The organism is Streptomyces sp. NPDC031210 (assembly GCF_055570395.1).
In genome coordinates this window covers 394,979-419,014 of record NZ_JBVIHH010000004.1, presented here as the reverse complement: position 1 = coordinate 419,014, position 24,036 = coordinate 394,979, and the positions used below count along the sequence as shown (strand labels likewise).

Here is a 24,036-nt window from a genome sequence, read left to right as displayed (position 1 = left end):
CCCCCCCCCCCCCCCCCCCCCCCCCCCCCCCCCCCCCCCCCCCCCCCCCCCCCCCCCCCCCCCCCCCCCCCCCCCCCCCCCCCCCCCCCCCCCGGCGCGTTCCCGAGGTACACGGCGCACGCCGCCCCCGTGCCGATAATCAGGGGCATGTCCTCCACGCCGCCGCCCGCCGCCCCCCACGCTCCCGGCGCGCCCGCCGCCGGGGGAGCGCGCTGGCTGGTGCTCACCGCGGAGGCGTGCGTCGCCGTCTTCTACCTCGCGGCCGCCGCCACGGACACCTTCGGCTTCTTCGAGACGCTGCCCTCCGCGGGCAAGGCGCTCTTCGGCTGCGGCGCGGTGCTCCTGCTGCTGCTCCGCCGCACCCGGCCCACCGTCGCGCTGCTCGGCCTCGCCGCCCTCGCCGGCGCGCTGCCCACCGCCGGCCCGCTGACCGCCGTGGCCGCCTTCACCGCCGCCCGCCGGACCGAGGACCCGCGCCGCCGCGGCGGGGTGCTCCTCGCCGCGGCCGTCCTGCCCGTCGTCGTCAGCGCGATCGGCACCCACCTCGCCGGCTATGGAGGCTGGCTGGCCGGCTGCGCCCCGGGCCTGGTCGTCGCCGGCGCCGGCGTGCTGCTCCCCGGCCTGGCCGGCGGCTCGGTCGGCCAGCACGAGCGGCTCGTCCTGGCCCTGCGGGACCGCGCGACGGCCACCGAGGAGGCCCGCCGCCTCGCCGACAGCGCCTCCCGCGCCGAGGAACGCACCCGCCTCGCCACCGAGACCCACCACCGGATCGGGCATCGGCTCAGCCTGATCTCCCGTCACACCGGCGGTCTGGAGCGGGCCCTGGCGGCCAGGGCCCCCGAGCTGGCCGACGACGCCACCCGGATCCGCCTGGCGGCCCGGGACGCGCTGCGCGACGTACGCCATGCGCTGGGCGCGCTGGGCCCGGCGGGCCGGGGCGGCACGGGCGCCGGGGGGCCGGGGGAGGGGGCGGGGCCGAAGGCGCCGAGCGAGGACAGGCGGTCCGAGGCGCCGAGTGACGATACGGGACCCCCGCCGCCCTCGTCCGCCCTCCCATCCCTCTCCGCCCTCCCGCGCCGTCTGCCGGGGGTGGCCGCCGGGTTGCTCGGGGTCGGCGGGGCGGGCGCGATGCTGCTCTTCGGTCTCTCCCTGGTGCACTCCTCGCGCCCGATCGCCGACGACGTACCCGACCGGACGGTGCGCCCCGGCATGACCAAGGACGAGGTCCACGCGGCCGTCGGCCCGCAGAACGACCTGGCCGGCGCCGCCGCCGCGGGCCGTGAACCACCCCGCCCACCCGGCACGACCTGCCTGTTCCCCTATCCGCCGGACGACGGCGGCAACGGCCGCCTGCCGGTCAGCCGCTACTGCTTCCGCGACGACGTCCTTGTCGACATCACCACGTTCACGGTCCCCGTGGCACCGACCGGCCCCTGACGGACGCCGCCCGCGCGACACCGGGACCCGTCCCGTCCCGTCCCGCTACCCGTCCCGGCGGCGCCTGTCCGGTCACGTCCCCGCCGGGCCCTGGCCGCCCCCCGTACGCCGTCTGACGGCATAGTAGGGCGCGGCCCCGACGGGGCCATGACACCTACCGGCCCGCCGCCGCACGCCGACACGCATCAAGGGGACGTTCGCTCCATGCCTTCCATACGCCGAACCACCGCCGCCGCGGCGGCGCTGACCGCCCTGCTCGCGGTCACCGCGACCGCCTGCGGCCCCAGCGACGACAACGCGGGTGCCAAACCCGGCAGTTCGGCCGCCGCCGATCGGTCGGGCGGCGGCGGGGGCGGCAAGGACGACGCCGGCATCAAGCTTCCCGAAGGGCTGCCGACCAGCCTGGACGACCTGAAGAAGTGGCAGAACGGCGGCTGGCGGAACTGGGACAAGTGGGCGCGCGAGGCGTCCGACTTCGCCAACCCGATCATCAAGGACCACTGGAAGACGGACCGGCTGGCGAAGGCCAAGGCCGCCCCGGACGTCGGGGTGAAGGCCACCGGCGCCGGAGTCGAGTTCGACGCCACCGACCCCGAGCCGCGGCCGATCGCCGCCCAGCAGGTCGCACGGCCCTACCACCAGCACATGGCGCCGGTCGGGAAGATCTTCTTCGACAGCCCGAAGGGCCCGATGGTCTGCTCCGGCACGATCGTCGAGGACCCGGCGCACCCGGGAAAGTCCAACCTCGTGTGGACCGCGGGCCACTGCGTGCACTCCGGCAAGCGCGGCGGCTGGATGCGCAACATCGTTTTCGTACCGTCCTACAACGACAACGGCGTGCCGATGAACCAGGTCGGCGGCACCCCCGCGCGGCAGGTCACGCCCTACGGCCGGTTCTGGGCCGACTGGATCACCACCTCCGGTGAGTGGATCGACAGGGGCAGCACCGAGACCGGCAACGACGGCTCCGCGTACGACTTCGCGGTGCTGCACGTGAAGCCGGAGAACGGCGGCGGCACGTCGCTCCAGGAAACGGTGGGCGCGGCCGCGCGGGTCTGGTTCGGGGCGCCGTCCGCCGACCGGATCAACACGCTCGACGCCTTCGGCTACCCGGCGGCGCCGCCGTACGACGGCGCGCGGATGATGAACTGCCCGGCGCGCCCCGGCCGGCTGACCATGGCGCAGGGCACGCCCGCCATGCACCGCATCGGCTGCACGATGACCGGCGGTACGTCCGGCGGCGGCTGGTTCGTCAACCGCGGCGGCCAACTCACCCTGATCTCCAACACCTCGATCAGCTCCGCCGCCCACACCTGGCTGGCCGGCCCGCACCTGGGCCCCGAGGCGCAGCGCGTCTTCGCCGGCATCAGCCGGAAGTTCGCCGGTCGGTAGGCGCGCGCGGGCGGGAAACCGACCTCGTACGTCCATCGCCCCGAAAGACACGCCCCGCCCGGGCATCCGCGCTGAAGTAAAGCAAAACCCAAGGGCGTGCCAGGTCCGAGTCGTGGCAGCGGAGATGCCCGGCTACGCCCCCGGCCCCGCGTCCGACAGGGCCCGGCGCAGGGCGTCCAGGGCGGCCGGGAAAGCGTGCTCGGACGGGGTGGCGTAGCCGATGACCAGGCCGTGGCGGGGTGGCATGGTGGCGTCCGGGTGGCGGTAGGCGGAGAGGCCGTCTAGTGCGAGGCCCTGCCGGCGGGCGGCGTGCAGGGCGGTCCGCTCGTCGGCCTCCGTGGCGCCGTCGGGCAGTTGGAGGACGGCGTGCAGTCCGGCGGCGATGCCGGTGACGCGCAGGTGCGGGGCGTGTGCCGCGACCGCCTCGGCGAGCCGGTCGCGGCGCCTGCGGTAGCGCTGCCGCATCCGGCGGATGTGCCGGTCGTAGGAGCCGGAGACGAGGAAGTCGGCGAGGGTGAGCTGATCGGTGACGCCCGCCCACGCCTCCCGCTCTCCCTTCGCCGCCAGCACCGCGTCCACCAGGCGGTCCGGGAGCGCCATCCAGCCCAGCCGCAGCGCGGGCGACAGGCTCTTGCTGACCGAGCCGACGAGGACGACGTGGTCGGGGTCCAGGCCCTGGAGGGCGCCGACCGGGCGCCGGTCGTAGCGGAACTCGCCGTCGTAGTCGTCCTCCAGTAGGTAACCGCCGGTGGAACGCGCCCAGTTGAGGGCGTCGGCGCGCCGGTCGGGGTGCAGGGGGACGCCGGTGGGGAACTGATGGGCGGGGGTGAGCAACGCCGTACGGAGGCTGGGGAGGGCGGCCAACCGGCCGGTGACGGCGCCGTTTTCGTCGACGGGGAGCGGGTGGGTGCGCACGCCCGCCGTGGTGAGCAGGGAGCGGTGGAACGGCAGGCCGTAGGACTCGACGGCCAGGGGCCCCGGCAGCACGCCGGGCAGCAGCAGCCGCAGCGCGTGGGCGAAACCCGAACAGATGACGAGCCGTTCGGGGTCGGTGCGGACGCCTCGGGTGCGGGCCAGGTAGTCGGCGAGGGCGCGGCGCAGTTCGGGGCGTCCGCGCGGATCGCCGGGGCCGAACGCGTCGTGCGGCGCGGCGGCCAGCGCCCGCCGGGCGGCGGCGAGCCAGGCGGTACGGGGGAAGGCCGTGGCGTCCGGCTGCCCCTGGAGCAGGTTGTGCGCGGGGCGGCCCGCCGGTACGCGCTGGGCGGGGGCACGGGCCGGCGCGAGCGGCTCGGCGCGGTGCGCGACGCGGGTCCCGGAGCCCTGGCGGGCGCTGAGCCAGCCCTCGGCGACGAGTTCGGCGTAGGCGTCGGCGACGGTGTTGCGGGCGATGCCGAGGTCGGCGGCGAGGGAACGGTAGGGCGGCAGGCGGGTGCCCGGAGCCAGGCGGCCGTCCCGTACGGCGTCCCGCAGCGCGCGGAGGAGGACGGCGCGGCGGCTGCCGGGGCCGGTCAGCTCCAGGTGCAGGTCGGCGCCCAGACTCTCCGCAAGATTGACCCATGAATCCCGCATGGGAATGCACCCTATAGCCGGTCGCCCGCGCCTCTAGATTCGAGACATGACGAACCAAGAGCAGCTCACGCAGACCCCCTCGGCCCCGCACACCTCCTCGGCCCCGCACGCCGCCGAGGCGAGGGGCGGCCGCCGGGTGGACTTCGCCAAGGCGGCGCCCAAGGCGTTCAAGGCGCTGATCGGGTTCGACGCCGCGGCCCGCGAGGGCCTGGACCCGGCGCTGGTCGAGCTGGTGCAGATCCGTTCCTCGCAGCTCAACGGCTGCGCGTACTGCCTGCACATGCACACCACCGACGCCCGCAAGGCAGGCGAGAGCGAGGAGCGGCTGCACCTGGTCGCCGTCTGGGAGGACGCGGCGCACTTCTTCACCGACAAGGAGCGGGCGGCGCTCGCCCTCACCGAAGCGGTGACGCTGGTCGCGCACGGCGGCGTCCCGGACGCGGTCTACGAGCGGGCCGCCCGCCACGTCGACGACGCGGAACTGGCCCGGCTGCTGGCCCTGATCTTCACCATCAACACCTGGAACCGGATCGCGATCAGCACGGCGAAGGTCCCGGGCACCGACGAGCGGTGAGCAGGCAAGGCGATCCGGGAAGGCGGGAGGGGAGGTGGGCTGGGAAGGCGGGCCGGGAGGTGGGGCCGGGGGCGTCCCCTGCGCACCCCCGGCCGCTCTCGGGGCCTCACGCGGCTCCGGCCCCGCTCAGCCTCACCGCTCAGCCTTCCCGCCCCTCAGCCTTCCCGCCCCGCCGCCATCCCGTCCCTCAGCCGCTCCGCCAGCGCGGTCACCGTCGCCATCGTCTGGCGGTGCAGCCCGCCGCCGAAGGTGATCCGCGCGGCGCCCAGCGCGCCCAGTTCACGCGGGGACGGGCCGTCCGGCACCGCCAGGGCGTTGACGGGAAGGCCCGTCCCGGCGGCCAGTTCCGGCAGCAGCCGCGGCGGCGCGAGGATCGGATACAGGCAGTCGGCGCCCGCCTCCGCGTACAACCGGCCGCGCCGCAGCGCCTCCGCCGCGTCCCGCGCGCCGAGCAGGAAGGTGTCGATACGGGCGTTGATCACCAGTGCCTCGCCCGCCTCGGCCCGTACCGCCGCCAGCCACTCCGCCTGCTCGTGCGCGTCCCGGAGCGTGCCGGCGGCGTGATCGCCGTCCTCCAGGTTGCAGCCCACCGCACCGGCGTCGAGCAGCTTGCCCACCAACTCCGCGGCGGACAGCCCGTATCCGGCCTCCACATCCGCGGTGACGGGGACGTCCACCGCCCGGACGATCCGCGCGACGGCCGCGAACATCTCCGCCGCCGGCGTCTGCCCGTCCTCGTAGCCGAGCGAGGCGGCGATCCCCGCGCTGGGCGTGGCGAGCGCCGGGAAACCGGCGTCCGCGAAGGCCCTGGCACTGCCCGCGTCCCACGGCCCGGGCAGGACGAGCGGCAGGCGCGGGCCGTGATGCAGGGCCCGCAGCGCCGCGGCCGTCACGCCGCACCGCCCACCGGCGTACGGACCGCGACATTGAGCCGGTTCCAGGCGTTGAGGAGGTGGATCCGCTCCTCGCTCTCGCCGGCCTTGCGGGCGTCCTTGACGTGCATGTCGAGGCAGAACGCGCAGTGGTTGAGCTGCGAGGCCCGGATCAGGACCAGCTCGGCGAGCGCCGGGTCCAGGCCCTTCTTGGCGGCCGCGCTGAGCGCCATCATCGGCGCCTGGATGCCGGGGGCGAGCTTGCCCAGGGCCAGTCGCGGCGTCATCGTGCTCATCCCCGTCCCGGCGTCATGCGCGTGGCCACGCCGAAGCGGTTCCAGGCGTTGATGGTGGTGATCAGGGCGATGAGGTGGGCGAGTTCGGTGTCGTCGAAGTGGGTGGCGGCCCGGTCGTAGACCGTGTCGGGGACGAAGCCCTCGGTAAGCAGGGTGATCGCTTCGGTGAGGGCGAGGGCGGCCCGTTCCTTCTCGGTGTAGTGGTCCGGGGCTTCCTCCCAGGCGCTGAGGAGGTAGATCCGCTCCTCGCTCTCGCCGGCCTTGCGGGCGTCCTTGACGTGCATGTCGAGGCAGAACGCGCAGTGGTTGAGCTGCGAGGCCCGGATCTTGACCAGTTCGACCAGCGCCGGGTCCAGGCCCTTCTTCGCCGCCGCGTCCAGCGCGACCATGGCCTTGAAGACCTCGGGGGCCAGCTTCGCCCAGTGCATCCGGGGACCGTGGCGGTGAGCCGGCGCGGAAGCGGTGCGCGGCGCCTGTGTCGTCGTCTGTGTCGTCGTCATGACAAGGACGCTACGGCGTCGGTGGCGCAGCGGTATGGTCCATTTCCATGGACGAATCCCGGGCCATTTTCGGGCGTGACCTGCACCTGGACCTCACCGGCCCCGGCGGGCTGCGCGCCTCCTTGATGCGCGCCCTGCGCGAGGCCGTACGCACCGGCCGGCTGGCCACCGGCACCCGCCTGCCGTCCTCCCGTTCCCTCGCCGCCGACCTCGGCATCGCCCGCAACACCGTCGCCGACGCCTACGCCGAACTCGTCGCCGAGGGCTGGCTCAGCGCCCGCCAGGGCTCCGGCACCCGCGTCGCCGAGCGCACCCTGCCCCGCGTCCCCCGCCCGCCGCGGCGCGCCCCCGGCCCCGTCCACCACCCCGGCCCGCCCCGCTTCGACCTGACCCCCGGCACCCCCGACGTCTCCTCCTTCCCCCGCACCGCCTGGCTCGCCGCCGCCCGCCGCGCCCTGACCGCCGCCCCGCACGAGGTGTTCGGCTACGGCACCGCCGCCGGCCGCCCCGAACTGCGCCGCGCCCTGGCCGACTACCTCGCCCGCGCCCGCGGCGTGCGCACCGACCCGGACCACATCGTGGTCTGCGCCGGCTTCATGCAGGGGCTGGGGCTGCTCGGCAGGGCGCTGCGCGAGAGCGGACCACCGGGGCGGTCCGGCACGGGAGGCCGGAGCGGGGTCCGGCCGGACCGGGCCCCGGCGCCTCCCGGCGAGGGCTGGCGCCAGGGCGACGGCCAACTAGCCGTCGAGTCCTACGGCCTGCGCTTCCACCGCGACGTCATCACCCGCGCCGGCCTGCGCACCGTCCCCCTCCCCGTCGACGCACACGGCGCGCACACCGGCGAACTGGCCGCCCTGGACGACGTACGGGCGGCGCTGCTGACCCCCGCCCACCAGTTCCCCACCGGCGTCCCCCTGCACCCCGACCGGCGGGCCGCGGCCGTCAACTGGGCGCGCTCCACCGGCGGTTACATCCTGGAGGACGACTACGACGGCGAGTTCCGCTACGACCGCCAGCCGGTCGGCGCGCTCCAGGGCCTGGATCCCGACCACGTCGTCTACCTGGGCACCGCCAGCAAGAGCCTGGCCCCCGCCCTGCGGCTGGCCTGGATGGTGCTGCCGGACCGCCTGGTCGACGCGGTGCTCGCCGTCAAGAGCACCGGCGAATGGCAGTCCGGCACGCTGGACCAGCTCACCCTCGCCGAGTTCCTGACCTCGGGCGCCTACGACCGGCACCTGCGCGGTATGCGGCTGCGCTACCGGCGCCGCCGCGACCAGCTCGTGGCGGCGCTGGCCGAGCACGCGCCGCACGTGCGGGTGTCCGGCATCGCGGCCGGCCTGCACGCCGTCCTCGAACTCCCGCCCGGCACCGAGCAGTCCATCGTCCAGGCCGCCCGCTGGCACGGTCTGTCCGTCCACGGCCTGACCGGCTACACCGACCCGGCCGCCACCGCCGTCCCCCGCGACGCCCTGGTCGTCGCCTACGGCACCCCGCCCGACCACTCCTTCACCGGCGTCCTGGACGCGCTGCTCCGGGCGCTGCCGGCGGCCTGAGGCGCGGGCGCACACCGGCCCAAGGGCCACGAAACGGCTGTACGCGGCGGTAGGCGGCGGAGTCGGAATCGTCCCCGGGGTGCCTGCCACGCGCGCTGGGGCCACCCCTAGGCTGCCTGGCGTACGCACACACGCGGGGAGTTCCCAGGGGCACGTACGGGAAGACCGCGGAGAACACGGGGGAAAGGCGAGAGATGGCGGAGAAGGCACGCCGGCGGCTGCGGTCGAGCACGGTGATCCTGGGCGGTATGGGCGCACTGGCCGCCGCGCTGACGTCCTGCGGCTCCGAGCCCGACAAACGCTGCGTGGACCGCAACAGCTACGACACCGTCAAGGGCTACCGCATCGTGGACGCCAAGAACTGCGCGTCCGGCGGCAGTTCCGCCAGTTCCGGCAGCGGCACGAGCGGCGGCGCGTACGGCAAGGGCGGCCGGGGCGGGAAGCGGTCCGTCGACGGCCAGTGGTACTACGGCCCGGAGAGCGCCGGCGGCCGGTACGCCGACAGCGGCACGTTCAGCAAGAGCTCGGCCGTCAACCGCGGTGGTTTCGGCTGTTCCGGCTCCAGCCACTCCGGCTACCGCTCCGGCGGCGGCTGAGCGGCCCGGCCGGATCCGGACCTTCCGCACATGGAACGCCACACCCTCACCCCCCGCCCCGACTGGCAGCAGACCGTCGAGGCGCAGGGCCTGATCTACCCGCTCACCCGCTTCCCCGACGACTCGCTGCGCCCGTACTGGGACGAGAGCGCCTACTACTCCTTCTCGCTGCCCGAGGTCGAGGCGCTGGAGGACGTCGTCGAGGAACTGCACGGCATGTGCCTGGCCGCCGCCGCGCACATCGTGGAGCGTGAACGCTTCGCCGACCTCGGCATCCACGACCCCCGGCTGGCCTGTCTGATCGCCGAGGCATGGCGCCGACGCGCCGAACTGCCCTCCGTCTACGGGCGGTTCGACCTGCGCTACGACGGCCGCGGCCCGGCGAAGATGCTGGAGTACAACGCCGACACGCCCACCTCGCTGGTCGAGGCCGCCAGCCCCCAGTGGTTCTGGCTGGAGGACCGCTTCCCCGGCGCCGACCAGTGGAACTCGCTGCACGAGCGGCTGGTTGCGGCCTGGCGACGCCAGGCGTCGCTGCTGCCGCCGGGCGCGCCCCTGCACTTCGCGCACTCGGCCGGCGACGAACTGGGCGAGGACCTGATGACCGTCGCCTACCTGGAGGAGACGGCGCAGCAGGCCGGCCTGGAGACGGTCGCGATCTCCATGGAGGACATCGGCTTCGACCGCCTGTCGGGCCGCTTCGTCGACCAGCGGCTGCGCTTCATCCGCGCCTGCTTCAAGCTCTACCCGTGGGAGTGGCTGACCACTGACGCGTTCGGCCCGCACGTCCTGGACACCCTCGACAACGGCGGCGGTACGGGCACCACCCTCTGGATCGAGCCGGCCTGGAAGATGCTGCTCTCCAACAAGGCGCTGCTCGCCATCTTGTGGGAGCTCTACCCCGGCCACCCGAACCTGCTGCCCGCCTACCTCGACGGGCCGCGCGAGCTGGCCCGCACCCGCGGCTACGTCGTCAAACCGCTGCTGGGCCGCGAGGGAGCCGGCGTCACCCTGCACGAGCCGGGCGGTGAGCCGGCGGTGCGCGGACCTCAAGACCCGTGCTGCTACCAGGAGTTGGCGCCTCTGCCGGACTTCGACGGCAACCGCGTGGTGCTCGGCGCGTGGGTGGTCGAGGACGAGGCCGCCGGACTGGGCATCCGCGAGTCGGCCGGGCCGGTCACCGACGAGTACGCCCGCTTCCTGCCGCATGTGATCCTCTGAGCCGCCGGCGCGGCCCGGCCGGCGGCCGCGCGGCACGGTGCAACGAGCGGCCGGGGCTCCGGCCCGCCGACCGCCCGCTGCGCATGCGGCCCCCGAACCACCTCCGCTCCCGAGGGCTGCCGTGCCCGGCGTGGGGAAGCGAAGGCGCGCTCCCGCGTTTCGCTGGGGGACTCACGCCCCCAGCACGTCCCGCAACTGATCGAGTCCCCAGTCCAGATCCTCCTTGCCGATCACCAGCGGCGGCGCGATACGGATCGTGGCGCCATGGGTGTCCTTCACCAGCACCCCGCGCTCCATCAGCCGCTCCGAGACGGCCCGGCCGGTGCCGCACGACGGATTGACGTCCACCCCGGCCCACAGGCCCCGCCCGCGCACCGCGTCGACCGTGCCGCCGCCCACCAGCAGCCCCAGCTCGGCGTGCAGATGCTCGCCCAGCTCCGCCGCCCGCTGCTGGAACTCGCCCGTCCGCAGCATCGCCAGCACCTCCAGGGCCACCGCGCAGGCGAGCGGGTTCCCGCCGAACGTCGAGCCGTGCTCACCGGGCGCGTACACGCCCAGCACCTCCCGGGAGGACACCACCGCCGACACCGGCACCACCCCGCCGCCCAGCGCCTTGCCGAGCACGTACATGTCGGGGACGACGCCCTCGTGCTCGCAGGCGAAGGTCCGGCCGGTGCGGCCCAGCCCGGACTGGATCTCGTCGGCGATGAACAGCACGTTCCGGTCGCGGGTCAGCTCCCGCACGCCCGCCAGATAGCCCGGCGGCGGCACGAGCACCCCCGCCTCGCCCTGGATGGGCTCCAGCAGCACCGCGACGGTGTGCTCGTCCACCGCGGCCCGGAGCGCGGCGAGATCGCCGTAGGGGACGATCTCGAAGCCGGGGGTGTACGGGCCGAAGTCGGCGCGCGCCTCGATGTCCGTGGAGAACGACACGATCGTCGTGGTCCGGCCGTGGAAGTTGTTGTCCGCGACGATGATCTTGGCCCGGCCGTCCGGGACGCCCTTGACCTTGTAGCCCCACTTGCGGGCCGTCTTCACCGCCGTCTCCACGGCCTCCGCGCCGGTGTTCATCGGCAGCACCATCTCCATCGCGCACAGCTCGGCCAGTTGCGTGCAGAAGTCGGCGAACCGGTCGTGGTGGAAGGCGCGCGAGGTCAGGGTGACCCGCTCCAGTTGCGCCCTGGCGGCGTCGAGCAGCCGCCGGTTGCCGTGCCCGAAGTTCAGCGCGGAGTACCCGGCGAGCATGTCGAGATAGCGCCGGCCCTCCACATCGGTCATCCACGCGCCCTCCGCGGTGGCCACGACGACGGGCAGCGGGTGGTAGTTGTGGGCGCTGTGGGCCTCGGCGGCGGCGATGGCCCGGTCCGTGGACGTCACCGGGGACTCCGTTCCGTAGGTCGTACGGGGAGCGGGTTGTGCGCGCTCCCTTCCATTGTCACGCGGGCGGTTCGCGGGGATACCCCCCGGCGCGGTCGCGGCCCCCCGGGCCGGCGCGGCGGGGAGCTGTCTAGACTCGGCGGTGCGCACCGCGACTGGCGTACGGGGAATCGACCCCGAGGGAGCGGCGTGCGGCCACCCTCACGAGGTGTCGCCCCGCCTGGGCACCCCGGGACCGAGACCGGACCACCGATCGATCGCCCCGGAGGACGCCATGACGCTTCCCCTTTCCGCCCGTCCCACCGCCGCCCCGCACCCCGCGCTGAGCGCCGCCGACCCCGAACTCGCCGCGCTGGTCGGCGCCGAGGAACGGCTCCAGGCCGACACCCTGCGGCTGATCCCCAGCGAGAACTACGTCTCGGCCGCCGTGCTGGAGGCCACCGGCACCGTCCTGCAGAACAAGTACAGCGAGGGATACCCGGGCCGTCGCTACTACGAAGGCCAGCAGAACATCGACCGCGTCGAGACGCTGGCCGCCGAACGCGCCAAGGCCCTCTTCGGCGTCGAACACGCCAACGTCCAGCCCTACTCCGGCTCACCCGCCAACCTCGCCGCCTATCTCGCCTTCGCCGAACCCGGCGACACGGTGATGGGCATGGCGCTGCCAATGGGCGGCCACCTCACGCACGGCTGGGGCGTCTCGGCGACCGGCACGTGGTTCCGCGGCGTGCGCTACGGCGTACGCGCCGACACCGCCCGGATCGACTTCGACGAGGTGCGCGACCTGGCCCGCAAGGAACGCCCGAAGATCATCTTCTGTGGCGGTACGGCCGTGCCCCGCACCGTCGACTTCGCCGCCTTCGGCGAGATCGCCCGCGAGGTCGACGCCGTACTCGTCGCCGACATCGCGCACATCGCCGGACTGATCGCGGGCGGTGCGCACCCCTCACCCGTCCCGCACGCCGACGTCCTGTCCACCACCACCCACAAGACGCTGCGCGGCCCGCGCGGCGCCATGCTGATGTCCCGCGCCAGCCACGCCAAGGCCCTCGACAAGGCCGTCTTCCCCGGCCTCCAGGGCGGCCCGCACAACCACACCACCGCCGCCATCGCGGTCGCCCTGCGCGAGGCGGCCGCGCCCGCCTTCCGCGACTACGCGCACGCCGTCGTCGCCAACGCCAAGGCCCTCGCCGAAGCGCTGCTGGCCCGCGGCTTCGACCTGGTCTCCGGGGGTACGGACAACCACCTGGTGCTGATCGACCTCACGTCGAAGGACGTGCCGGGCAAGGTCGCGGCCAAGGCTCTGGACCGGGCCGGAATCGTCGTCAACTACAACACCGTGCCCTTCGACCCGCGCAAGCCCTTCGACCCGTCGGGTATCCGGATCGGCACCCCCTCCCTCACCTCCCGGGGGCTGGGGACGGACCGGATGGCGGGGGTCGCGGAGTGGATCGACCGTGCGGTCACGGCCGCCCGGACCGGTGACGAGGACGCGCTCGGCGTGATCCGCGGCGAGGTCGCCGAGCTGATGGCCGCCTACCCGGCGCCGGGACTGCCGACCGGCTGAGGCCGGGCGCGGACCACCGGCCGGCCGGGCCCCGCGCCCGGCCGGCCCCGCCCGCCGTCCGCGCGTACCACGCGCCCGCGGCCGCCGGCGGACCTGAGACAATCGGTGCCATGGCTCTCCATCGCCCACGTGTGCTCTCCGGCATCCAGCCCACCGCCGGCTCCTTCCACCTCGGCAATTACCTCGGCGCGGTCCGCCAGTGGGTGGCCCTGCAGGAGTCCCACGACGCCTTCTACATGGTCGTCGACCTGCATGCGATCACCGTCCCCCAGGACCCCGCGGAACTGCGGCGCAACACCCGCGTCGCGGTGGCCCAGCTCCTGGCCGCCGGCCTCGACCCGGAGCGCTGCACGCTCTTCGTCCAGAGCCATGTGCCCGAGCACGCCCAGCTCGCATGGGTCATGAACTGCGTCACCGGCTTCGGCGAGGCGTCGCGGATGACCCAGTTCAAGGACAAGTCGGCCAAGCAGGGCGCGGACCGTACGACCGTCGGCCTGTTCACCTACCCGGTGCTGATGGTCGCCGACATCCTGCTCTACCAGGCCCAGCAGGTCCCCGTCGGCGAGGACCAGCGCCAGCACCTGGAGCTGACCCGCGATCTCGCGGACCGCTTCAACACCCGCTTCGGGGAGACCTTCACCGTCCCCAACCCGTACATCGTCAAGGAGACCGCGAAGATCTTCGATCTTCAGGACCCGGCGATCAAGATGAGCAAGTCGGCGTCCTCGCCCAAGGGCATCATCGACCTGCTCGACGACCCCAAGGTCACCGCCAAGAAGATCAAGAGCGCCGTGACGGACACCGACACGGTGATCCGTTTCGACCGCGAGGCGAAGCCGGGCGTCAGCAACCTCCTCACGATCCTCTCCACGCTCACCGGCACGTCCGTCCCGGACCTGGAGCGCTCGTACGAGGGCAAGATGTACGGCGCTCTCAAGACCGACCTCGCCGGCGTGATGGTCGATTTCGTCACACCGTTCCGGGACCGTACGCAGGAATATCTGGACGACCCCGAGACGCTGGACTCGATCCTGGCCAAGGGAGCGGAGAAGGCCCGCGCGGTCGCCGCCGAAACCCTCGCCACCACCTATGACCGGCTCGGATTGCTGCCGGCGAAGCACTGACGGGACCCTCCCCGGGGCCGGCTCCCCGCCGGCCTCCGGGGACCCACCGGACCGACCGCCCCCGCCCCGGGGCCGATGGTCCCGCCGCTGTCAGGACCGAGGTCGCCCCCCGCGCGGGCCGCGCACCCGGCACACTGAGAACGGCACGCGAGAGCACCACGGAAGAACGCAGGAGGGAGAACGCAGTGGGGACCGTAACGCTGGGCGTTTCGATCGCGGTCCCGGAGCCTTACGGAAGCTTCCTTCAGCGGAAGCGCGAGGGCTTCGGGGACCCTGCCGCACACGGCATCCCCACGCACATCACCCTGCTGCCCCCGACGGAGGTCAGAGCCGAGGCCCTGCCCGACATCGAGCGGCACCTCGCCGAGGTCGCGGCGTCCTTCCGGCCCTTCCCGCTCCGCCTGGAAGGCACCGACACCTTCCGGCCCCTGTCGCCGGTCGTCTTCGTGAAGCTCGCCGAGGGCGAGGCCGGCTGCACCGCGCTCCAGGCCCGCGTCCGCGCCGCGTCCGGCCCGTGCGCCCGCGAACTTCAGTTCCCCTACCACCCGCACGTCACGGTCGCCCACGGCATCGCCGAGGAGGCGATGGACCGCGCCCACGCCGAGCTCAAGGACTTCTCCGCCACCTGGACGATCGGCGGCTTCGCCCTCTACGAACAGGGCGCGGACGCGGTGTGGCGCCTGGAGCGCGAATACCCCTTCGGCCTCCACCCGGCCGGCGTCGTCCCCCGCCAGGCCGACCTGTCCCGGCCGCCGGCGCCTTCCTGCTAGAGGGCGCCGGCGGCCGCTGGACGGCGCCTTCCCGCCAGAACGGCGTTCCTGCTGGACGGCGCCTTCCTGCCCGACGGCGCGTTTCCGCTGGACGACGCGGCGGGAAGCCGCCGGACGGGCTCCCTCACGCGGCCGGAGGCTAGTGTTCCGGATCACCGGGGGTATCCGTCGGGTAGGCGGCCGCCGGGCAGGCGGTGGCACCGCGGCGAGAGGGGAACGCACGCCATGGAGTGGCTGAGCAAACTGCCGGTGATCGGCCCGGCCGTCACCTGGCTGATGACCACCCACCTCTGGCGCGCCTACGAACGCATGCTGCGGGTGCACTGGACCAGGCTCGCCGCCGCCATCACCTTCACCAGCTTCATCGCGCTCTTCCCCCTCCTCACCGTCGCCGCCGCCGTCGGCGCCGCCGTACTCAGCGACAGCCGGCTGCACACCCTCGAAGGCAAGCTCGCCGAGCAGATCCCCGGCATCTCCGGCCAGCTCGACCTCGCCGCACTCGTCGACAACGCCGGCACTGTCGGACTGATCGCCGGTGCCGCGCTGCTGTTCACCGGCCTCGGCTGGGTCGAGGCCCTGCGCGACTGCCTGCGCGCCGTGTGGGAGGAGGGCGACGACGACACCAACTTCTTCCTCAGCAAGCTCCGCGACGGCGCCCTCCTGCTCGGCCTCGGCGGCGTCGCCCTGCTCTCGGTCGCCTGTTCGGTGTTCGCCGCCTCGGCCGTCGGCAAGGCCGCCGACGCGATCGGCCTGCCGGAGGGCGGCGCCGGCAGCGTCCTGCTCACCGTGGCCGGCTTCTGCATCGCCGTCCTCGCCGACTTCCTGCTGCTCGCCTACGTCCTGACCAAGCTGCCCGGCGCCGACCCGCCGCGCCGCGCCGTCGTCGTCGCGAGCCTCATCGGCGCGATCGGCTTCGAACTGCTCAAGCTGCTGCTCAGCGGCTATCTCCAGGGCGTCGCCTCGAAGAGCATGTACGGCGCCTTCGGCACCCCGATCGCCCTGCTCCTGTGGATCAACTTCACCGCGAAGCTGCTGGTCTTCTGCGCGTCCTGGACGGCGACGCAGGAGACGGGCGACGAGGAACCGGAGCCGCCGGAGCGGACGGAGCCGTCGGAGACGCGGGGCGACGGCTCCGAGACAGCCACCCCGTAACCCCCGGCCCGGCTCCTCCCTCCCTTACTTCTTGCGGCGGCCGCGTACCAGTGCGGGCAGGGGCCAGCGGCGGTGGACGCCGAGCGCCACCACACCCAGCAGTGCCAGCGCGAGCCCGGCGATCCCCACCGCCGTCCAGGCCCCACCGGACCCGTCGGAGGTGTCCAGCGCCGCCTGCGCGTGGTCCTGCCCCGGCCTTCCGTCGCGGTTCCGGCCGCTGCCGACCGCCGTCGCGTCGCCCTCCTCGCTCCGGGGCCCGACGAGCCGCCCGACCGGCTCCACCTTGTCGGCCGCCGCGAAACCCCAGTCCAGGAGCTTGGCGGCCTCCTTGTAGGCCTCGTTGTGCTCCTTCTTCGCCGGGTTCATGATCGTCACCAGGAGCTTGCGGTCACCGCGTTGGGCGACACCGGTGAACGTCGACCCGGCGTTCGTCGTGGAGCCGTTCTTCACCCCCGCGATGCCCGGGTACGGCTTGATGTCGTAATCGCCGCTGAGCAGCCGGTTGGTGTTCTGGATGCCGAACGTCTTCCGCTTGCCGCCCTTCTCCGGCTCCCCGGGGAACTGCGCGCTCGCCGTCGAGCAGTATTCGCGGAAGTCGGCGTTCTGCAGCCCCGCGCGGGCGAACAGGCTCAGGTCGTACGCGCTGGAGACCTGCCCCGGCGCGTCATAGCCGTCCGGGGTGACCACATGCGTGTCGGTCGCGTTCAGCTCCGCGGCCTGCTTCCGCATCTGCGCGACGGTGGCCTGCGTGCCGCCGTTCATCGCCGCCAGGGTGTGCACCGCGTCATTGCCCGAGCGGAGGAACACCCCGAGCCACAGATCGTGGACCGAATACGTCAGGTTCTCCTTTATGCCGACGAGGCTGCTGCCCTCGCCCATCCCCGCCAGGTCGGCCGGCTTGACCGTGTACCTCTGGTCCTTGGGGAACTTCGGCAGCAGCGTGTCCGCGAACAGCATCTTCAGCGTGCTGGCCGGCGCGAGCCGCCAGTGCGGATTCTTCGCCGCCAGCACCTTGCCCGACTCGGCGTCGGACACGATCCACGAACGGGCCGTGAGCTGGTCCGGCTCCGGCAGCTTCGGCGCGCCCGCCTTCAGCCCCACCTGGACGCCGGGCATGCCCAGCCGGTCCCCGCCGACCTTGGACATCTTCGCCGGCGGCGCGGCCTCCGGCGGAGTCTTGCCGTCCCTGGGGTCGGCGTACGCGGTGCCCGCCATGAGGAGCGGGGAGACCAGCAACGCGGAGGAGGCCAGCGCGGCGACCGCGCGCAGGGGGTATCCCGTACGCGCCGGTGTCGCGCCGGTGGTGGAAGGGACGGAAGTCGTGGTGGAAGGGGCGGAACCGGTGGCGGAAGGGACGGAAGCCGGGGAAGCGGAGAAGGTCATCGGCACGTCGGTGAACGTACCCGCCCGCGGCGTATCCGCCGACAGCACCCCACGGAAGAGTGCCCCTGCCGACCGCCGGATGGAGGTCCTGCCCATACTGGAACTCATGAAGCTCTCTCGCCCCGTGTCCTGGTTCCTGCTCGCCTTCGGGGTATGGAGCTGGTTCATCTGGATCACTTTCGTCAAAAACCTCGTGAACGACGGGAGCGGACTCGCCTTTGACGACGCGGGTGACCCGACCGCCTACTTCTGGGTGCATCTGCTGCTCGCGGTGACGTCCTTTCTCTTGGGGACGGCGATCGGCGTGATCGGGTTCCGCGGCCTGCGCGCCCTTCGCAACCGCCCCGCGCCGCCCGAGCCCACCCACACCCCTTCCACCCCTCCCTCCACGCCTTCCTCCACGCCCCCCTCCGCGCCTTCCTCCGGCTCGTGACCCACGGACGACCCGAGGAATCCCCGTGATCTTCGCCCTGATCGTGGTCCCGGTCCTCGGGCTCTTCTTCGGCGTACACCGCTACCTGTGGTGCCGCCTCATCCGCGACACCACCAGCCCCGGCACCCTCCTCCGCCGCATCGGCACCGCCGCCGCCTTCGTCCTCCCCCTGACCTCCCTCGCGGCCCTCTTCTCCGCCCCCGCGAACGCCCCCTTCCCCCTCCAACAGGCCCTCGCCTGGCCCGGCTACCTGTGGCCGGCCCTGGTGCTCTACCTCACTCTGGCGCTGCTGGCGGGCGAGGTGGTGCGGTGGGTCGCCGCGCGCCTCATGAACCCCCCGGCACCCCCGCCCGCCAAGGAACCACCGCCAACCCCTGATTCCCCATCCCCACCCCCACCCACTCCCACCCCCGCACCGACTCCCACCCTCCTCCCGCCCCACGCGCACGCCCTGCCGCCGCCCGCCGCGCCGCCCCGCCGCCTCTTCCTCGCCCGCGCGGTCGCCGCGGGCGCCTCCCTGGCCGCCGCGGCCACCGTCGGATACGGCACCGCGACGACCCTCAACGGCCCACGCGTCAAGCGCGTCACCATCCCCCTGACCAAACTCCCGCGAGCCGCCCACGGCTTCCGTATCGCCGTCGTCAGCGACATCCACCTCGGCCCGCTCCTCGGCCGCGCCCACACCCGTCGCATCGTCGACACGATCAACCGCACCGGCCCCGACCTGGTGGCCATCGTCGGCGACTTGGTGGACGGCGACGTCGCCGACCTCGGCCCGGCCGCCGCACCCCTACGCGACCTCCGCGCCCGGCACGGCGCGTACTTCGTCACTGGCAACCACGAGTACTACTCGGGCGCCGCCCAATGGGTCGACCACGTAAGGGAACTGGGCATCCACCCGCTGGAGAACGCGCGCACCGAACTCCCCGGCTTCGACCTCGCCGGCATCAACGACCTGGCCGGCGCGACGGAACACGCGGGCCCCGACTACGCCCGCGCCCTCGACGGCCGGGACCCCGCCCGCGCCGTCGTCCTCATGGCCCACCAGCCGGTCACCATCCACGACACCGTCCGCCACGGCGTCGACCTCCAGCTCTCCGGCCACACCCACGGCGGCCAGATGTGGCCCGTCACCTACCTGGCCGAAGCCACCAACCCCACCGTCGCCGGCCTGGAACGCTATGGCGACACCCAGCTCTACGTCACCCGCGGCGCCGGCACCTGGGGCCCACCCGTACGCGTCGGAGCACCCCCCGACATCACCGTGGTCCAACTCGCCTCGCCCCACACGTGATCCCCGCCCGCCCGGTTGCGCCACGGAGGTAACAACCCGTCTACAAAGCGCGGTCGCATGCCGCGCTAAATCAGACACATCACGACAATCGATCTTGCAGCACAGGCTTGCGACTCCGTACTATTTATTGACTTTACGTGGTCCTTACCGTGGCGGCTTCAGGGCTGTGCGGGGAGGGCGAGCAGGGCATGCGGGGAACCGGGGGAGAACGGTCGTGAGTGAGCGGTTCAAGGTCGATCTCAACGAGCTGGACAGCGTGGTGCGTCAGCTCAAGCATCTTCAGAGCGACATGGACGAGCCGAGCCAGAAGGTGAAGTACAGCACCAACATCCCGAAGTCCGCGTTCGGTGGTGACTTCATCGAGAGGGGCAGGCTCGCCGATGCCCACGACGCCATGCAGGACTACATGACGGAGGTCGTCCAGGCGCTCCAGGACCTCATCCGCAGGTTCGGCGAGAAGACGGAAGCCAGCCGTGGCGCCTATGAGGACCAAGAGCACAACGCCAAGACCTCGATGAACGGCTGAACGGCTGAACGGCTCGCGACGGTGCACGGACGGATGACGGCGAAGAAGACAGAGGGGGGCCTGCATGGTTGACGCCCGGCAGGAGTACGAAAGCGCCAAGACGATGGAGCGGCAGCGGGAGGCGGAAGAGAGGGAAGACCGACTCAAGGCGTTCAAGGGTCAGCGCCTCACGCCGTCGTCCCCCTCCGACTTCCATCACCACGGCATCGACGCGCTCCGGGCGATGGTCGAGCACGCCAATCCCGACGCGATCGAGACGTCCGGAACGCACTGGCGCGCTTCCGCCGACCGGCTCGCGGGTAACGACGGGCAAGGCGGTATCCGCAAGGCGTTCTTGGACGCCGTCGACCACGCCACCGCGCACTGGGAGGGCTCGGCCTCCGAGGCGTTCCGCAAGGAAGCCGTGAAGGTGCTGGAGAAGGTCGACCGGACCTACCGCCACGCCAGGGTCGTCGAACGGACCTTGATCGGCACCCGGGAGAGTGGTCCCGAGCTCGGTGTCGCCCACAGTCTTCGTGAGGCCAAGAAGGCCATGTCGAAGATCAAGGACCCGGGCAAGGTGGACAGCGCGCTGGACGACAGCGGCGACGACACCCAGTTCCACAAGGACATGGCCAATCCGAAGATGGACGCCCGCATGGCGCTCGAGCTCAACCGGGACAGCCTGTCCCTGAGCAAGGAGCGTCAGGTCGAGGCCGTCGTCGTGATGGATGAGCTGGCGGCGAACTACGACGCCCACGCGAAGATCCTTGAGGAAGGCACCGACCCAGGCGGAGCCAAGGGGGACTGGCCGAAGCACCCCTCCTCAAGTGCCCCGCCTCCGCCGGTGAACATGCCCGCGACAGGTGTTACCCGGCCCAAGCCGTCGTCGGTCACGCCGAAGATGCCCAACGGCGCGGGCGGGCACGCCGTCCCGCCGGGTTTCGACGGCCCCAAGATCAGCCGACCGGAGCTGCCGGTGACCACCGGCCTCGACAGCGTGCAGGGTGGCACCCTCACCCCGCCGTCGACCGGCGGAACGTTCGGCGGCGGAATGCCGGCCGGCGGACACGGCGTGGTCGGTGGAACGGGCGGTCCCTTCGGCGGGGCGTTCCCGCCGGGCGTCATCGGTATGCCGGGCGGTGGCACGGGTCCTGGTGGCCGGGGCGCCGGCGGCATGCGCGGTGGCGCGGCCGGTGCGGGACGTCCCGGTGGCGGTGGCGCGGCCGGAGCCGGTGGCGCCAAGGCGGGTCGCGGCGGCGCGGCCGGACGCACCGGTGCGCAGGCGCGTACCCGCGGCGGCGTGGTCGGTAAGCCGGGCGGCCCCGCCGGCGGCGCCAAGCAGGGCGGTTCCGGTCTGCACCGCAGCCGCGGCGGCGCGAAGGCCGGAACGGGCCAGGGCGGCAAGGGCATGGCCGGCGCGGCCGGAGCCCAGGGCAAGGGCAAGGGGGAGAAGGAGCGCGGCACCAACCAGCGCCCCGACTACCTGGTGGAGGACGAAGAGACGTGGACGTCGCAACGTAATGTGGCGCCTCGCGTCATCGAGTAGACCGGCGATATCGTCGCCCGGCGACCAGTGAGGCGTGGCCCCGCACCCAGCGTGCGGGGCCTCTCGTCAGACGGAGCACCGACCGCAGCCCGGACGGCACGGCAAGAAGGAGCGAAGCAATGAGGGTCACCCGAACACTGCGCGCGACGGCGGGTGCCGCGCTGACGGGAGCGCTGCTGCTGGCCGCGAGCGGGACCGCATCCGCGGATCAGGTACGCAAGGACCTGTGGCCGCTGGAGGCGTTCGGCGCCCAGCAGCTCTGGACGGAAGCTACCGGCAAGGGCGTCACGGTGGCCGTGCTCGACGGCGGTTTTCGCGAGACCCATCAGGACCTGAAGGGACAGTTCGTCCCGGGCGAGAACTTCGCGAACACGTCCCAAGGGGACGGATCCGACGAGCTCGCTCCGGGCGAGGACATCCGTGACCACGGGACAGCCATGGCCGGCATCATCGCGGCCCACGGGCACGGCCCGGGTGGCTCCGCAGGCATCAAGGGACTGGCCCCAGGGGCGAAGATCATGCCCCTGCCCACGTACAAGAACGGTGCGGCGGCGACCCGATACGCGGTCGACCACGGTGCCGACGTCATCAATATGTCGTTCATCGAGGACCCGTCCGCGGATACCTGCGCGTCGATCCATTACGCGCTGGAGAAGGGGGTCGTCGTGGTGGCCGGCGTCGGCAACGACGGCCGCCCCAAGAAGAACTACCCGGCGGCCTGCCCCGGCGCGATCGGTGTCGGATCGGTGGACGAGTCCGGCGAGGCTGACGACGCCAACAACGCCAACTCCACGCTCGACCTCCTCGCCCCCGGCGTGAAGATTCCCGTCGCGATGGGCAAGAGCGACTCGGCCTACCGAACCGCGGACGGCAGCTCGGCCGCCACGGCCTACGTCTCCGCGGCGGCTGCCCTGATCAAGGAGAAGTTCCCGGACCTCACCCCGGGCCAGATCGCCAACCGTCTGGTGAAGACGGCCGGCCTGGCCCAGGCGGAAAAGGACAAGCACCTCAAGCTCCCGGACACCCACTACGGCTACGGCTTCATCCAGCCCGGCCCCGCCCTGCGGCGCAACATCCCGGCCGGCCCCGCACAGGGACCGCTGCCGATGCCCCACGGCAAGGCCCCCCAGACGGCCGTCAAGCCCGGCGCCGACAAGGGCCAGGACCCCGACCCGCCCATGGGCGGCAAGCAGAAGCTCATGCTCTTCGGCGGCGGCGCCCTCGGCCTGCTGGTTGTCATCGGAATCGTCATCGCGATCGTGGTCGCCTCGCGCCGCCGGAAGAACGCCGGCAGCCAGGCATGGGGCTGAGCACGCCCGCCCGAGGCCCGCGCGCCCGGCCGCTGTGAGCCGCTGAGCGAGCCGTCCCTCCTCGACGAGAGCTGCCGACCGTGTGTACGCGGTCGGCAGCTCTCGTGTGTGCGGGCCGTCGTGCGCAGCGCCCGCTGAGGGAAAATCGGGCGACGGGTCGCCGCCCCCGCTGTTAGTTTCAGGCCCCATGGACCCCGTAGGCGAAAAAGCGATACGTGCCTCTTTTGTGAACTGTTCCAAGGGCGAGGCGAGCCGGATCAATTTGCCCGTCGGAATGGCCGAACTGCCCTGGGGGGCACTGGACTTCCTGGGATGGCGGGATCCGGGGGCGCCGGACCGGAGTTATCTGGTGGCGCCTCGTGGGGACGGGCTGATCGGGGTCACGCTGCGGGTTCCGCATGGGGTGCGGCGGAGTTTTACCAAGACGACGGTGTGTTCGGTGTGCGTGACCGGACACCCCGGCTCGGGTGTCAGCCTGCTGGCCGCGCGTCGTGCCGGGGCTTCGGGGCGGCAGGGGAACACCGTCGGGGAATACTTCTGCGCCGACCTCGCGTGTTCTCTCTACGTCCGGGGACGTAAGCGGTCCCAGCTCGCCGGGCGGCATGAGGAGACCCTCCCGCTGGAGGAGCGGATCGCTCGCACCGTGCGGAATCTGGACGCCTTTTTGGACAAGGTCCTCGCGGGTGGGGGGAAGTAGAAGGAGAGCAGGGAAAAGCAGGGAAAGAGCGTTAAGAGTCGTGGTTGGGGGTGGCCGGCTTTTGGCGGGAAGTGGAGGCGGGGGCCGGGAGCAGGAAGTCGCTCAGGACGTTCGTTATCTCGCGGACGAGCGGGCGCAGTACGCGGAAGCGGGAGGCGGCCACGGCGCGGGCGATCAGGGGGGACGTCCGCTCCACCAGGGCGCGGCTGCGGGCGCAGTGCGGTGAGCGGTCGTAGACCCAGTACAGGACCAGGCCCATCTGCTGGAGCCACAGCAACCGCGGTAGTTGCTCGGCGAGTTCGGGGGCGGCCTTGACGTCCGCGCCGGCCAGCACCTGGCGGTGGACGGCGATGGCGGTTTCCCGGGGGCCCCGGGACTCGGTGGAGAACGGGCTGAGCGGGCTCTCGGGGTCGGCGGCGTTCTTGAAGAACTGGGTCGCGAACCGGTGGTACGGCTCGGCCACGTCGAGCCAGGCGAGCAGCACGCCCCGGATCCGTCCCGCCAGGTCCTTCTCGCGGGCCAGGACCTCCTGGACGGCCGCGGTGTGCTGTTCGGCGATGCGGTCGTAGAACCCCTGGACCAGGTGTTCCTTGGAGGCGAAGTAGTAGTAGGCGTTGCCTACGGAGACGCCGGCCTCCTGGGCGATGGCGCGCATGGTGGTCTTGTCGTAGCCGCGCTCCTGGAAGAGGCGCAAGGCCGTCTCCAGGATCAGTGTGCGGGTCTGCTCGCTCTTGGCGCGTGGCGCCGTACGCCGCCGCGGCCCGGATGCCTCCGGGCCCGTTGTCTCCGGACCCGGCGTCCCCCCGCCGTCCCCGCCCGGCCCACCGGCCGCTCCCGCCGCACCCCTTGTCGCTTCGTCCACGCT

At 72.9% G+C, this 24,036-nt stretch carries 22 protein-coding genes, 1 pseudogene and 1 riboswitch; of the genes and pseudogenes, 16 read left to right on the top strand and 7 right to left on the bottom strand.

The window, feature by feature from the left end; genetic code table 11:
• The first annotated feature begins 147 nt into the window (after positions 1–147).
• Entirely contained in the window at positions 148–1,437 is a 1,290-nt protein-coding gene (locus tag ACZ45Z_RS11400; protein ID WP_468359729.1) for a histidine kinase, read from the top strand.
• A gap of 204 nt (positions 1,438–1,641) precedes the next feature.
• Positions 1,642–2,829 (top strand): trypsin-like serine peptidase, encoded by a 1,188-nt coding sequence (locus ACZ45Z_RS11395; RefSeq protein WP_468359726.1) that lies wholly within the window; start codon positions 1,642–1,644, stop codon positions 2,827–2,829.
• A gap of 132 nt (positions 2,830–2,961) precedes the next feature.
• Here ACZ45Z_RS11395 and pdxR read toward each other — a convergent pair whose 3' ends face one another.
• On the bottom strand, positions 2,962–4,398 hold the full coding sequence (gene pdxR / locus ACZ45Z_RS11390; RefSeq protein WP_468359723.1) for a MocR-like pyridoxine biosynthesis transcription factor PdxR: 1,437 nt from the start codon (positions 4,396–4,398) through the stop codon (positions 2,962–2,964).
• A gap of 46 nt (positions 4,399–4,444) precedes the next feature.
• On the opposite strand from pdxR, the gene ACZ45Z_RS11385 reads away from it, so the two are divergent.
• A complete protein-coding gene (locus tag ACZ45Z_RS11385) occupies positions 4,445–4,972 on the top strand; it encodes a carboxymuconolactone decarboxylase family protein (RefSeq protein WP_468359720.1) in 528 nt (175 codons plus the stop codon).
• Positions 4,973–5,127: 155 nt separating this feature from the next.
• Here ACZ45Z_RS11385 and ACZ45Z_RS11380 read toward each other — a convergent pair whose 3' ends face one another.
• From ACZ45Z_RS11380 to ACZ45Z_RS11370, 3 genes and pseudogenes are all read right to left on the bottom strand, one after another.
• Entirely contained in the window at positions 5,128–5,865 is a 738-nt protein-coding gene (locus ACZ45Z_RS11380) for an isocitrate lyase/PEP mutase family protein (RefSeq protein WP_468359717.1), read from the bottom strand.
• A 44-nt stretch (positions 5,866–5,909) separates the two neighbouring features.
• Positions 5,910–6,131 (bottom strand): annotated as a pseudogene (locus ACZ45Z_RS11375) (carboxymuconolactone decarboxylase family protein); the annotation flags it as partial.
• Between the two features lie 5 nt (positions 6,132–6,136).
• Positions 6,137–6,640 carry a carboxymuconolactone decarboxylase family protein gene (locus ACZ45Z_RS11370; RefSeq protein ID WP_468359714.1) on the bottom strand — a complete coding sequence of 168 codons (504 nt, stop codon included), beginning with the start codon at positions 6,638–6,640 and terminating at the stop codon, positions 6,137–6,139.
• A gap of 47 nt (positions 6,641–6,687) precedes the next feature.
• On the opposite strand from ACZ45Z_RS11370, the gene ACZ45Z_RS11365 reads away from it, so the two are divergent.
• The 3 genes from ACZ45Z_RS11365 (at position 6,688) to ACZ45Z_RS11355 (ending at position 10,010) form a co-directional block, all read left to right on the top strand.
• On the top strand, positions 6,688–8,193 hold the full coding sequence (locus ACZ45Z_RS11365; protein ID WP_468359711.1) for an aminotransferase-like domain-containing protein: 1,506 nt from the start codon (positions 6,688–6,690) through the stop codon (positions 8,191–8,193).
• Between the two features lie 194 nt (positions 8,194–8,387).
• Positions 8,388–8,789, top strand: coding sequence for a hypothetical protein (locus ACZ45Z_RS11360; RefSeq protein WP_468359708.1), 402 nt, complete (start codon positions 8,388–8,390; stop codon positions 8,787–8,789).
• A gap of 30 nt (positions 8,790–8,819) precedes the next feature.
• Entirely contained in the window at positions 8,820–10,010 is a 1,191-nt protein-coding gene (locus ACZ45Z_RS11355) for a glutathionylspermidine synthase family protein (protein WP_468359706.1), read from the top strand.
• 171 nt (positions 10,011–10,181) lie between these two features.
• On the opposite strand, the gene rocD is transcribed toward ACZ45Z_RS11355, so the two are convergent.
• Entirely contained in the window at positions 10,182–11,387 is a 1,206-nt protein-coding gene (rocD, locus tag ACZ45Z_RS11350) for an ornithine--oxo-acid transaminase (protein ID WP_468359703.1), read from the bottom strand.
• A gap of 141 nt (positions 11,388–11,528) precedes the next feature.
• A riboswitch (ZMP/ZTP riboswitch) is annotated at positions 11,529–11,620 on the top strand.
• A gap of 41 nt (positions 11,621–11,661) precedes the next feature.
• Here rocD and ACZ45Z_RS11345 point away from each other — a divergent pair.
• From ACZ45Z_RS11345 to ACZ45Z_RS11330, 4 genes are all read left to right on the top strand, one after another.
• Entirely contained in the window at positions 11,662–12,954 is a 1,293-nt protein-coding gene (locus ACZ45Z_RS11345) for a serine hydroxymethyltransferase (protein WP_468359701.1), read from the top strand.
• Positions 12,955–13,064: 110 nt separating this feature from the next.
• Positions 13,065–14,078, top strand: a complete 1,014-nt coding sequence (gene trpS, locus ACZ45Z_RS11340) for a tryptophan--tRNA ligase (RefSeq protein WP_468359697.1) — start codon at positions 13,065–13,067, stop codon at positions 14,076–14,078.
• Positions 14,079–14,263: 185 nt separating this feature from the next.
• Positions 14,264–14,848, top strand: a complete 585-nt coding sequence (locus ACZ45Z_RS11335) for a 2'-5' RNA ligase family protein (protein ID WP_468359694.1) — start codon at positions 14,264–14,266, stop codon at positions 14,846–14,848.
• A gap of 225 nt (positions 14,849–15,073) precedes the next feature.
• A complete protein-coding gene (locus ACZ45Z_RS11330) occupies positions 15,074–16,000 on the top strand; it encodes a YihY/virulence factor BrkB family protein (protein ID WP_468359691.1) in 927 nt (308 codons plus the stop codon).
• Positions 16,001–16,024: 24 nt separating this feature from the next.
• On the opposite strand, the gene ACZ45Z_RS11325 is transcribed toward ACZ45Z_RS11330, so the two are convergent.
• On the bottom strand, positions 16,025–17,491 hold the full coding sequence (locus ACZ45Z_RS11325) for a D-alanyl-D-alanine carboxypeptidase family protein (protein WP_468359688.1): 1,467 nt from the start codon (positions 17,489–17,491) through the stop codon (positions 16,025–16,027).
• On the opposite strand from ACZ45Z_RS11325, the gene ACZ45Z_RS11320 reads away from it, so the two are divergent.
• From ACZ45Z_RS11320 to ACZ45Z_RS11295, 6 genes are all read left to right on the top strand, one after another.
• Complete coding sequence (locus ACZ45Z_RS11320) at positions 17,490–17,816, top strand: SCO4848 family membrane protein (protein WP_468359685.1); 327 nt, start codon at positions 17,490–17,492, stop codon at positions 17,814–17,816. The two genes, ACZ45Z_RS11325 and ACZ45Z_RS11320, sit on opposite strands and share 2 nt — an antisense overlap.
• 25 nt (positions 17,817–17,841) lie before the next feature.
• On the top strand, positions 17,842–19,110 hold the full coding sequence (locus ACZ45Z_RS11315) for a metallophosphoesterase (RefSeq protein WP_468359682.1): 1,269 nt from the start codon (positions 17,842–17,844) through the stop codon (positions 19,108–19,110).
• A gap of 214 nt (positions 19,111–19,324) precedes the next feature.
• On the top strand, positions 19,325–19,636 hold the full coding sequence (locus tag ACZ45Z_RS11310) for a hypothetical protein (protein WP_468359680.1): 312 nt from the start codon (positions 19,325–19,327) through the stop codon (positions 19,634–19,636).
• 64 nt (positions 19,637–19,700) lie between these two features.
• Positions 19,701–21,164 (top strand): hypothetical protein, encoded by a 1,464-nt coding sequence (locus ACZ45Z_RS11305; RefSeq protein ID WP_468359677.1) that lies wholly within the window; start codon positions 19,701–19,703, stop codon positions 21,162–21,164.
• Between the two features lie 119 nt (positions 21,165–21,283).
• Positions 21,284–22,474 (top strand): S8 family peptidase, encoded by a 1,191-nt coding sequence (locus tag ACZ45Z_RS11300; protein ID WP_468359674.1) that lies wholly within the window; start codon positions 21,284–21,286, stop codon positions 22,472–22,474.
• A 187-nt stretch (positions 22,475–22,661) separates the two neighbouring features.
• Positions 22,662–23,171: an FBP domain-containing protein gene (locus tag ACZ45Z_RS11295; RefSeq protein ID WP_468359672.1), complete on the top strand. Its 510-nt coding sequence runs from the start codon at positions 22,662–22,664 to the stop codon at positions 23,169–23,171.
• Positions 23,172–23,202: 31 nt separating this feature from the next.
• Here the strand turns inward: ACZ45Z_RS11295 and ACZ45Z_RS11290 are convergent, their stop codons facing one another.
• On the bottom strand, positions 23,203–24,033 hold the full coding sequence (locus ACZ45Z_RS11290; protein ID WP_468359669.1) for a TetR/AcrR family transcriptional regulator: 831 nt from the start codon (positions 24,031–24,033) through the stop codon (positions 23,203–23,205).
• Positions 24,034–24,036: the final 3 nt, after the last annotated feature.